The following is an 11,446-nucleotide window of genomic DNA, read 5'->3' as shown; positions in this document are numbered from 1 at the left end:
AGTAATTCATCCCAATCGCTGCGGTTCGGCGTTCTGTCGGGCCGCCAGCACACGGATGCTCCCGGCCGTGGGTAATCGAGAACGAAGCGGACGATGACATTCGACGCTGTCGGCCTGGCCGAGCGCCGAACCGCAGCGATTGGGCCTAACCGATCTTCTATATAAGGAAGCGGTGAACGCGGTTACACCCGCTTTCATCTTTAATCCTCCTTTAATCACTGTATCCTTCACTTCCTGGTGTCGAGGGGCCTGCTCCTGCCCGGCACCGGGCTGGCGCATTTTTCACGCGCGTCAGTGAACCGAAACCGACCCGCTCGGTCCTAGGTCATCAGTGGATAGCCGCGCACGCCCCCGCTCGATGCATTCAAAGGTCATCTCCAGCGTGTAGACTGGGCGCCCCTCGGGCAGCCCGCGCTGCCACTCTCCATCGAAGGAATCGGCAATGAACGAACTCTCATCGCGCCTGAATCGGGAACGGCGCTTTCTGGTGCTCCTCGGCGTGATCTGTCTGGCGCTGATCGGCGGCGCCCTGTACATGCAGGTGGTGCTGGGCGAGGCGCCCTGCCCGCTGTGCATCCTGCAGCGCTATGCCTTGCTGTTCATCGCGATCTTCGCCTTCATCGCCGCCGCCATGCCCGGGCGCCGTAGCCTGACGTTCTTCGAGGCGCTGGTGGTGCTCAGCGCCATCGGTGGCATCGTTGCCGCCGGCAATCATGTGTATATACTCGCAAACCCGATGGTCAGCTGCGGTATCGACACCTTGCAGCCCATCGTCGACGACCTGCCGCTGGCCAAGCTCTGGCCGCTGGCGTTCCAGGTCGATGGGTTCTGTTCCACGCCCTACCCACCGATCCTTGGCCTGTCCCTCGCGCAATGGGCGCTGGTGGCGTTCGTGCTGACGGCGGTCCTGGTGCCCCTGGGCATCTATCGAAACCGTCGCCGCGCTTAGACCAAAGTCCCGAATTGACCTGGGTCTATTGCGCGGCGAGATAAGCTGCAAATGGCCCCCGATGATTGATCCAGGTCAGCCACCAGCCCTTGCGCGACAAGGGTTTCAGGGCTACTGCGCGGGGTGCGACAAACTGTCGCGAAGTTGATTTTTTGACCAGTATTGTTGCGCGTTCTGTAAAAGACTGTTGCTCAATAAGTCATAGTCATCGTGGGGCGACCTATCTACAATCGCCCCCAATTTCCGTTCGGCACTGCTTGCGAGTCGCAGGATTGATGGGAGCCGCAGCGCTTTCCATTTGCTGACTTCGACAAGTTTCGCCCAACGGCGATACCGGGCGGACACCCCTCCGCGTTTTCCCGCACCAAATGGACTTGGTCTGAAGTACAGGCCTGTTGCCTACGAAACCATAAGCACCGCCAACCCGCTTGACGCCAAGATCCAGCAGTCGGATCCCTGGCAGGGGCGAGTACGGGCGCCAATTGCCGCACTTGGCAGGACGAAGTGTTGGCTACCAAAACACAAATTGCATTGAAGCAAGCTGATCTAGAGGTCGTGAGATGAGTAAAAAGCGTTACCCCAGACTGTTTGGCATATTGCCCTTTTTAGGCATGCTTTTACTCAGTGGGTGCAACTGGACCCTGCTCGATCCGAAGGGCCAGGTCGGCATTGAGCAGAAGAACCTGATCCTGATCGCCACCGGCCTGATGCTGCTGGTGGTCGTGCCCGTGATCATCATGACCCTGGCGTTCGCCTGGAAGTATCGCGCGTCCAACAAGGCCGCCACCTACACCCCCGAATGGTCGCACTCGACCAAGATCGAGGCCGCGGTGTGGATCATCCCGATCCTGATCATCATCGCCCTGGGTTACTTCACCTACCATTCCACCCACAAGCTGGACCCGTACCGTCCACTGGATTCCGATGTGAAGCCGGTGCAGATCGACGTGGTCGCGCTGGACTGGAAATGGCTGTTCATCTACCCGGAACAGGGCATCGCCACGGTCAACAAGATCGTCTTCCCGGCCAACACCCCGGTCAACTTCCGTGTCACCTCCGACGCCGTGATGAACTCCTTCTTCATCCCGGGCCTGGGTGGCCAGATCTACGCCATGGCTGGCATGACCACCAAACTGCACCTGATCGCCAACGAGAACGGTGAGTTCGACGGTATCTCCGCCAACTACAGCGGCGCCGGCTTCACCGGTATGAAATTCAAGGCAACCGCCACTTCGCAAGCCGACTTCGATGCATGGGTCGCTGAAGTGAAGGCTTCGCCGAAGAAACTGGACCAGGCCGAATACGACGCCTTGGCCAAAGCAAGCGAAAACAACCCAGTCGCGCTGTACAGCGAGGCTCCGGCTGACCAGTTCCAGCGCATCGTCGACAAGTACGAAGGCATGAACCGCGGTCGTCCGAACCACGAAGAAGCAGGCAGCAAAGACCTGGCCACTACCAAGGGTGTGGAATCGAGTATGCAACCAGCTGCCGGTGCAGAGGAGTAAGAGATGTTCGGTAAATTAACTCTGGAGGCGATACCGTATCACGAGCCGATAGTCATGGTGACGCTTGCCATGATCGCGCTCGGTGGTCTCGCTGTCGTTGGTGCCATCACCTATTTCCGCAAGTGGACCTACTTGTGGACCGAGTGGTTGACCACGGTCGACCACAAGAAAATCGGCGTGATGTACATCATCGTCGCTATGGTCATGCTGCTGCGCGGCTTCGCCGACGCGATCATGATGCGTACCCAGCTGGCCGCCGCCACCGGTGGCTCCGAAGGCTACCTGCCGCCTGAACACTATGACCAGATCTTCACCGCCCACGGTGTGATCATGATCATCTTCATGGCGATGCCGTTCTTCACCGGCCTGATGAACCTTGCGGTTCCTCTGCAGATCGGTGCACGTGACGTTGCCTTCCCGTTCCTGAACTCCCTGAGCTTCTACCTGCTGCTGGCAGGCGTGCTGCTGGTCAACATTTCGCTGGGTGTTGGTGAATTCGCCAAGACCGGCTGGGTTGCCTATCCGCCGCTCGCGGGTATCCAGTACAGCCCTGGGGTGGGTGTCGACTACTACATCTGGGCGCTACAGCTATCAGGCCTGGGTACGACGCTTACCGGCGTGAACTTCCTCGTCACCGTGATGAAGATGCGCGCCCCTGGCATGAAGCTGATGGACATGCCGATCTTCACCTGGACCTGCACCTGGGCCAACGTGCTGATCGTCGCTTCGTTCCCGATCCTGACCGCCGCACTCGCACTGCTGACTGTTGACCGTTATCTGGACTTCCACATTTTCACCAACGAGCTTGGTGGGAACCCGATGATGTACGTCAACCTGTTCTGGGCGTGGGGTCACCCTGAGGTCTACATCCTGATCCTGCCGGCCTTCGGCGTGTTCTCGGAAGTTACCTCGACCTTCGCAGGCAAGCGCCTGTTCGGTCACCACTCGATGATCTACGCATCGGGCGCGATCGCCATCCTCGGCTTTGCGGTCTGGCTGCACCACTTCTTCACCATGGGTGCCGGCGCCAGCGTCAACACCTTCTTCGGCCTGGCGACGATGCTGATCTCCATTCCGACCGGTGTGAAGCTGTTCAACTGGCTGTTCACCATCTACCAGGGCCGTCTGCGCTTCACCGCGCCGATCATGTGGACCCTGGGCTTCATGGTCACCTTCTCCATCGGTGGCATGACCGGCGTTCTGCTGGCTGTTCCAGGTGCTGACTTCGTTCTGCACAACAGCCTGTTCGTGATCGCCCACTTCCACAACGTGATCATCGGTGGCGCGGTATTCGGCTACATCGCCGGCTTCGCGTTCTGGTTCCCGAAAGCCTTCGGTTTCACCCTGAACGAGAAGTGGGGCAAGGCTGCCTTCTGGTTCTGGATCTCCGGCTTCTACGTAGCGTTCATGCCGCTGTACGCCCTGGGCTTCATGGGCATGACCCGTCGTCTGAACCACTCCGACAACCCGCTGTGGGAACCCTACCTGTACGTAGCCGTGGTCGGCGCCGTGCTGATCCTGTTCGGTATCGCCTGCCAGCTGATCCAGATCTACGTCTCGGTTCGCGATCGCAAGGACAACATGGACGTCACCGGCGACCCATGGGGCGGCCGTACCCTGGAATGGTCGACTTCGTCGCCACCTCCGTTCTACAACTTCGCCCACATGCCTGAGCACGTTGGCCTGGACGCCTGGCACGAAGCCAAGCAAGCCGGCGCTGCATACAAGGCTCCGGCCAAGTACGAAGCGATCCACATGCCGAGCAACACCTCCACCGGTCTGTTCATGGGTCTGTTGCTGACCGTGTTCGGCTTCGCCTTCATCTGGCACATCTGGTGGCTGGTGGGTGCGAGCCTGGTTGCGACCATCGCTGTCTTCGTTCGCCACGCCGCGCGTGACGACCAGGGCTACATGGTGCCGGCCGAAGAAGTGGCGCGCATCGAAGGCGAGCGCATGAAAGCGCTGGCCAACGCTGGTGCACTGCCTGCCGGCGGCGCACGTGTCGAATCGTTTGAACGGGTGTAATCAATGTCCAGTCAAGTAATCCACGGTGGCGCGCATGGTCATGACCATGCGCACGATGACCACCACCACGACTCGGGCCAGATGACCGTACTCGGTTTCTGGCTGTACCTGATGACCGACTGCATCCTGTTTGCGTCGCTCTTCGCCACCTACGCGGTGCTGTCCGGCGGTTTCGCCGGCGGCCCGTCGGGTCACGACATCTTCCAGCTCGACTTCGTGCTGGTCGAAACCGCGTTCCTGCTGCTGTCCTCGATCACCTTCGGCTTCGCCATGCTGAAGATGTTCGCCGGCAACAAGGCAGGTGTACTGGGCTGGTTGGCTGTGACCTTCCTGTTCGGTGCAGGCTTCATCGCGATGGAAATCTATGAGTTCCATCACCTGATCGCCGAAGGCTACGGCCCGCAGCGCAGTGGCTTCCTGTCGGCGTTCTTCGCGCTGGTCGGTACCCACGGCCTGCACGTGACTGCCGGTCTGATCTGGATGGCAATCATGATGTACCAGATCAACAAGCACGGCATCACGCCGACCGCCAAGACCCGCATGAGCTGCCTGAGCCTGTTCTGGCACTTCCTGGACGTGGTCTGGATCTGCGTGTTCACCGTCGTCTACCTGCTGGGGGTTCTGTAATGGCTAGCGCACACGACACTCATCACGAAGGCAATCACGGTAGCGTGAAGTCCTACATGATCGGCTTTGTACTGTCGATCATCCTGACCGCGATCCCGTTCGGCCTGGTGATGTACCCAAGCCTGCCGAAGAACCTGACCGTCCTGATCGTGGTGGCCATGGCCGTCATCCAGGTGGTGGTGCACCTCGTGTACTTCCTGCACATGGACCGCTCGAAAGAGCAGCGCTCCAACGTGTCGACGTTCCTGTTCACCGTTCTGGTAATTGCACTGCTGGTCGGCCTGTCGCTGTGGATCATGTTCAGCATCCACTTCGAAATGCTGGCCAAGTGAGGTAAGACTGCATGTCCGTGAAGCACTTTATCCAAATCACCAAACCGGGGATCATTTTCGGTAACGTGCTTTCCGTGGCAGGCGGTTTCTTCCTTGCCGCCAAGGGGCATGTGGATTTCGCCCTGTTCCTGGCGGTGGTGATCGGTACGTCCCTGGTGGTCGCGTCCGGATGCGTGTTCAACAACTGCATCGACCGTGACATCGACCACAAGATGGAGCGCACCAAGAACCGCGTCATGGTCCAGGGCGGCATGTCGCTGCCCCTGGCGCTGATCTACGCCACCCTGCTCGGGGTGGCGGGTTTCAGCTTGCTGTATGTCCAGGCCAACCCGCTGTCGGCGTTCTGCGCCCTGGTTGGCTTCGTGGTCTACGTCGGCTTCTACAGCCTGTGGCTCAAGCGCAAATCGGTGCACGGCACCCTGGTCGGCAGCCTGTCCGGTGCCATGCCTCCGGTGATCGGCTACTGCGCCGTGAGCAACAGCTTCGACCTGGCCGCGTTCACGCTGCTGGTGATGTTCAGCCTGTGGCAGATGCCGCACAGCTTTGCCATCGCCATCTTCCGCTTCAAGGACTACAGCGCCGCCAACATCCCGGTCCTGCCGGTGGCGCGCGGTATCCTCGCGGCGAAGAAGCAGATCGTGCTGTACGTGCTGGCCTTTGTGCTCGCCACCCTGATGCTGACCCTCGGCGGCTATGCCGGCCTGGGTTATCTCGCCGTGGCGGCCGCCATGGGCCTGTACTGGCTGTACATGGCCTGGGGCGGCTACAAGGCCGAGGACGACAGCAAGTGGGCGCGCAAGGTGTTTGGCTTCTCCATCCTCACCGTCACTGCCCTGAGCATAATGATGGGCGTGGACAGCCAGACCGCGGCCGACGTGCTGATGACCTACGCACGCTGAAACACCGCTGCTGCACAAGACGCCCCGGCTTGCCGGGGCGTTTTTTTTGTCTCGGAAAATTCATTCGAAGGGCAGTTGACAGCGCCATGTCCTTTGCCGGATGTTATGCGCCGCAGGTCAGGATGACCTGTAGGCCAAGGTAGGCCACGATCCATTCGGATCGATCCACATGACAAGGACTGTTCCATGACCGAATCGAGCTCCGCTCCTTCGGCGTGCGCGGCTTCGCTGCGCCAACGCCATGCCTCTGCCAGTACCGCTACCGCGCTGGCCATCCTCGAATGCCTGTTTCGTCGACGCAGCCTGGCCCCCGGGCAGGATGACGCGCTGGACGATGCCGTGCTCGCCCCGCACCTGCCCAAGGTGCTGCAGGCCGTCGAGCGCGGGCTGCCGGTGGAGATGGTCCTCCCGGCCTTCCCCGGCAAGTCGCCCAACCGCCAGAAGACCCTCGGCCCGCTCCCCGACCTGGCAGAGCACCATGCCATCGACGAGCTGAATCGCCTGGCTGAGGAAATCCGCGCATTGCATGCCCCCGGTGCGGTCATTCACATCTGCTCGGACGGCTATGTCTTCGCCGACCTGGTGCGGGTGCCCGATGCCCATGTACAGGCCTACACCGACGATATCCAGCGCTATGCCGGCCAGCACTATCCCGGCCGTTTCACCTTGTTCGACCTCAAGGATGCCTATCCGCAACTGGGCTGCCTGGACTCCATGCGCGAAGAGCTGATGATCGAGCATGGCCAGTCGCTGCGCGCCCTGCAGCAGCGCTTCGAGGACGAGGAGCACATGCGCTTGATGTACTGCGGCATCCATCGTTTCCTCGCCGAGGACTACGCCGGGCTGGTGGAGTTCGAAGGCATGAGCATGAACGCGGTGAAGAAGGCGGCCAAGCCCGCCTCCCAGCGGGTGATCCAGCGTAGTGAGGCCTGGAGTGCGTTGCTGCAAGCGCGCTATCCGCATTGCCTGCGCCTGTCGATTCACCCGCAGTTGGCGGTATCGAGCAAGATCGGCATCCGCCTGGTGCCGACCAGCGACCTGTGGCGCACCCCCTGGCATTCGGTGGCGATCAAGCGCCGTGGCGTGGTGACCCTCGACCGACGCAGCAATGTCGATGAGCGTTACAGCCGGCTGGTATTCCGCCGTGGCCGGCCTTGCCACTACGCCAGCGCACAGTGAGGGTGGCGCCAATGGACATACGCGCGGTTCTGTTCGACCTGGACGGCACCTTGGTCGATACCCTGCCTGATATTGCCTGGTGCCTGAATCATGTGCTGACTCTGCACGGGCTGCGCGCGCTGCAGCCGGATGAGGTGCGCGGCATGATCGGTGGCGGTGTGTCGGCGATGCTCGAGCGGGCCGCGGTCGGCCTCGACGCCGAGCAACGCCAACGCCTGCATGACGACTACAGCAGCTGTTATCACGACAACCTGGTCCAGCGTTCCCGAGCGTTCCCCGGTTGTGTCGACCTGATCGAGACGATTGCCGGCAAAGGGTTGCCCATGGCCGTCGTCACCAACAAAGCCCACCCGCTCGCCGAGCGTGTCGTGCAAGGGCTGCTGCCCGCGCAGCGATTTGGCGCGGTGCTGGGCCATCGTCCCGGCGAGCGGCTCAAGCCGGCACCGGACATCGCGCTGCAGGCCGCTAAACGGCTGGGCATCGACCCAAGCCACTGCCTGTTCGTCGGCGATACCCCCATCGACCTGTTGACCGCCAAGGCCGCCGGCATGCCCGCTGCCGCCGTCGGTTGGGGCTACGGGGTGTGGCAAGCCTTGCTCGAGCAGCGGCCGCAGTTCCATTGCCAACAGCCCTTGCACTTGCTCCGGGCCCTGGGCCCGGAGCAAGTGCGCCACCGTGCAAGCCAATCCGCAACGCCAATCGGTTCGCTGTAGCCGTTCTCAAGGAAGACACGACATGCAAGACAAAGACAGCTGGATGGAAGCCGTCGGCCAGGTGCTGGACGGTTACCTGCTCAAGGCGCAAGGCGACCGCTTCGACCAAGCGGGCAGGGCGCACCTGGCCCGCGACCTGGCGCGCTGCTTCGACAGCGGCGAGCCACTGCGCATGGTGTTGCCGGGTTTCCCGTGCAAGTCGCCGAATGATCACGACAAGACCTTTGGCGTGCTGCCCGATCATGGCGAGGTGATCGCCATCGAGCGCCTCGACCGCCTCGCCCAGGAACTCGCCGAGCTCCACGCCCCTGGCTGCGAGATCGCAATCCTCAGCGACGGTACCACCTTCAACGATATCGTCGGCGTGCCGGACGACGTGCGCCGCGCCTACAACCAAGCGCTGCGCACCCTGTGCACGACCCATTGCATCCGCTGGGTGAGCATGGAAGACCTGTTCCCCCAGGCCAGCAGTGCCGAGGCCCTGCGCGCCACTCTGATCAAGCAGGCCCGCCTGCCGTGGAAGAACGTCGAAGCGCTGATCGAGCAGTGCCAGCACGACGAGGCCCTGGGCCGGACCCACGACAAGTTGTGCAGCCACCTCTACAACGACCTGCGCCTATGCCGCCAGGCCGGGCAGGACGAAGACGAGCACCTGCGCCAGATCAGCTACAAGGCCTACCAGATGATGCTGCGCGGCCAGGCCTTGAATGCGGCGGTCGAGCGGTTTTTCCCCGGCCACGTGCGCCTGTCGGTGCACCAGTACGACAATGCGGGCCCCAAGTTCACCGTAGCCTTGGCCGAGGGGCTCGATCATGTGGCCAGCCCGTGGCATGCAGTGCCGGTGCGCCAGCTGGACGGTCGCCAGACCTTGCGAGGCCGCGCGCAGATCGACCCCGCGCGGCATGTACTGGTGACCTGGCAGGGGCAGCCGTGGCTGTTCCACGAAACAGCGGGGGAGGCGCTTGAGGGCTTCAGCTTCACATTGCAGAAGCTCCCCCTGTTCGGTTTGCTGGTCAGCGACCCGCTGGGGCTGGGTTTCCAGCGACTGTCCACCCAGACCTTGCAGGCCCTGGTGCGCAGTTTCGGTTTTGTCTGCCTCAGAGGCTGTGAATTCACCGACCAGCAGGCATTCGCCGCCGACTGCGAGCGTTTCGGCACCATCTACCGTTGGTCCTTTGGTGAGGTACATGTGGTCAAGCCGGCCGACCAGCCCCAAGGCGTGGTGCATTCACTGGAGAAGACGCCCTTGCACTGGGACCTCAACATGCTGCCCGACAGCGATCCGCTGGTGCAGCGCGATCCCAAGTTCTGCGCCCACACCTTCATGCTGTATTGCAAGACGCCGCCACAGCCGGGGGAAGGGCAGACCACCGTCGTCGACAGCCGCAACGCCTTGCGCAAGGTGGGCCTGCGCACCGCCCGCCAGTGGCAGGGCATCGATTTGACCTACTACACGCGCATGACCTATTTCGGCGGTTCGCCGCGCAGCTACTCGCTGGTCGACCTCGATCCGCGCAGTGGCGAGCCGGTACTGCGCTATCAGGAGGGCTGCCAGTCGTCGTTGCAGACCCTCGAGCAGAAGGTGCAGGGGCATGACGAAGCCTTCCAGCAAGCATTGATCAGCCAGCTCGACGAACTGGTCTACGACCCCGAATGCCTGATTGCCCATGAGTGGCAGGCGGGTGATCTGGTGCTGATCGACAACTACCAGACCTTGCATGGGCGGCTGCCGATGAGCGCGGCCTCGGCCGCGCGCGAACTATGGCGGGTGCAGGTCTACTGAGCCCTTTGACGGCGATGCTTGCCGGTATTACGGCAAGCATCGCCTGCTAGAGGGTGGTTCTGTAATTACGATTTTTTCAAAGAAAGCGTCTGAAAAAATCTAATAAAACAGGAAATTATCCTTTACGAAGTGATAGTGGCGGGATTATGTTGTTTGTCGGCCGCCGCAGCGGCCAGCGTCGCTCGGACGGTTCCGGGCGCTTACGTCTCTTGAGGAACACATGGCCAACCCAGGTTCGCCGCGCCGCTTTGCGCGCATCGATCGTCTCCCCCCTTACGTCTTCAACATTACTGCCGAGCTCAAGATGGCCGCTCGCCGCCGTGGCGAGGACATCATCGACCTGAGCATGGGCAACCCCGATGGCGCCACCCCGCCGCACATCGTCGAGAAGCTGGTGCAGGTTGCCCAGCGCGAAGATACTCATGGCTATTCCACCTCCCGTGGTATCCCGCGACTGCGCCGCGCCATCTCCAACTGGTACAAGGAACGCTACGAGGTCGACATCGATCCGGAGAGCGAAGCCATTGTCACCATCGGCTCGAAGGAAGGCCTGGCGCACCTGATGCTCGGCACCCTAGACCACGGCGACACGGTCCTGGTGCCCAACCCCAGCTACCCGATCCACATCTACGGTGCGGTGATCGCCGGCGCCCAGGTACGCTCGGTACCGCTGGTGCCTGGCGTGGACTTCTTCAACGAGCTGGAGCGGGCGATCCGCGAGTCGATCCCCAAGCCGAAGATGATGATCCTCGGCTTCCCTTCCAACCCCACCGCGCAGTGCGTGGAGCTGGACTTCTTCGAACGGGTGGTGGCCCTGGCCAAGCAGTACGATGTGCTGGTGGTGCACGACCTGGCCTACGCCGACATCGTCTACGACGGCTGGAAGGCACCTTCGATCATGCAGGTACCGGGGGCCAAGGACATCGCGGTGGAATTCTTCACCCTGTCCAAGAGCTACAACATGGCGGGCTGGCGGATCGGCTTCATGGTCGGCAATCCGGAGCTGGTCAGCGCCCTGGCACGGATCAAGAGTTACCACGACTACGGCACCTTCACCCCGCTGCAGGTGGCTGCCATCGCCGCCCTGGAAGGCGACCAGCAATGCGTGCGCGATATCGCCGAGCAGTACCGCCAGCGCCGCAACCTGCTGGTCAAGGGGCTGCACGAGTTGGGCTGGATGGTCGAGAACCCCAAGGCGTCGATGTACGTGTGGGCGAAGATCCCTGAGCAGTACGCTCACCTGGGTTCGCTGGAGTTCGCGAAGAAGCTGCTGGCCGAGGCCAAGGTCTGTGTGTCGCCGGGGATCGGCTTTGGTGACTACGGCGATGATCATGTGCGCTTTGCCCTGATCGAGAACCAGGACCGTATCCGCCAGGCTATTCGCGGGATCCGCCAGATGTTCCGCGCCGATGGTTTGACCAGCAAGTAAACAGG

General features: G+C 61.8%; 10 protein-coding genes. All 10 read left to right on the top strand.

Features of this window, described 5'->3' with window-relative positions; all coding sequences use genetic code 11:
- Positions 1-442: 442 nt before the first annotated feature.
- The 10 genes from ACQ4OD_RS15740 (at position 443) to alaC (ending at position 11,441) form a co-directional block, all read left to right on the top strand.
- Positions 443-949 (top strand): disulfide bond formation protein B, encoded by a 507-nt coding sequence (locus tag ACQ4OD_RS15740; RefSeq protein WP_023629873.1) that lies wholly within the window; start codon positions 443-445, stop codon positions 947-949.
- Positions 950-1,509: 560 nt separating this feature from the next.
- Positions 1,510-2,454 carry a ubiquinol oxidase subunit II gene (gene cyoA, locus ACQ4OD_RS15735; RefSeq protein WP_134690016.1) on the top strand — a complete coding sequence of 315 codons (945 nt, stop codon included), beginning with the start codon at positions 1,510-1,512 and terminating at the stop codon, positions 2,452-2,454.
- Between the two features lie 3 nt (positions 2,455-2,457).
- Positions 2,458-4,479 carry a cytochrome o ubiquinol oxidase subunit I gene (gene cyoB, locus ACQ4OD_RS15730; protein ID WP_102682485.1) on the top strand — a complete coding sequence of 674 codons (2,022 nt, stop codon included), beginning with the start codon at positions 2,458-2,460 and terminating at the stop codon, positions 4,477-4,479.
- A 3-nt stretch (positions 4,480-4,482) separates the two neighbouring features.
- Positions 4,483-5,106 (top strand): cytochrome o ubiquinol oxidase subunit III, encoded by a 624-nt coding sequence (locus ACQ4OD_RS15725; RefSeq protein WP_023629875.1) that lies wholly within the window; start codon positions 4,483-4,485, stop codon positions 5,104-5,106.
- Positions 5,106-5,438: a cytochrome o ubiquinol oxidase subunit IV gene (cyoD, locus tag ACQ4OD_RS15720; protein WP_023629876.1), complete on the top strand. Its 333-nt coding sequence runs from the start codon at positions 5,106-5,108 to the stop codon at positions 5,436-5,438. The genes ACQ4OD_RS15725 and cyoD overlap by 1 nt, the downstream gene beginning before the upstream one ends.
- A gap of 11 nt (positions 5,439-5,449) precedes the next feature.
- Complete coding sequence (gene cyoE / locus ACQ4OD_RS15715) at positions 5,450-6,337, top strand: heme o synthase (RefSeq protein WP_430944557.1); 888 nt, start codon at positions 5,450-5,452, stop codon at positions 6,335-6,337.
- Between the two features lie 186 nt (positions 6,338-6,523).
- Entirely contained in the window at positions 6,524-7,516 is a 993-nt protein-coding gene (locus ACQ4OD_RS15710) for an L-tyrosine/L-tryptophan isonitrile synthase family protein (RefSeq protein ID WP_430944556.1), read from the top strand.
- A gap of 11 nt (positions 7,517-7,527) precedes the next feature.
- The gene (locus tag ACQ4OD_RS15705) at positions 7,528-8,229 is read left to right on the top strand and encodes an HAD family hydrolase (protein WP_198754357.1); all 702 of its coding nucleotides are present in this window, start codon (positions 7,528-7,530) and stop codon (positions 8,227-8,229) included.
- A 22-nt stretch (positions 8,230-8,251) separates the two neighbouring features.
- A complete protein-coding gene (locus ACQ4OD_RS15700) occupies positions 8,252-10,012 on the top strand; it encodes an isocyanide synthase family protein (RefSeq protein ID WP_430944555.1) in 1,761 nt (586 codons plus the stop codon).
- A 220-nt stretch (positions 10,013-10,232) separates the two neighbouring features.
- Positions 10,233-11,441, top strand: a complete 1,209-nt coding sequence (gene alaC, locus ACQ4OD_RS15695; RefSeq protein WP_110700547.1) for an alanine transaminase — start codon at positions 10,233-10,235, stop codon at positions 11,439-11,441.
- Positions 11,442-11,446: the final 5 nt, after the last annotated feature.

The organism is Pseudomonas sp. WC1, from assembly GCF_050586565.1.
Taxonomy (GTDB): domain Bacteria; phylum Pseudomonadota; class Gammaproteobacteria; order Pseudomonadales; family Pseudomonadaceae; genus Aquipseudomonas.
Note: the sequence above shows the minus strand (reverse complement) of the source record. Positions and strands in the feature narration are given on the sequence as shown.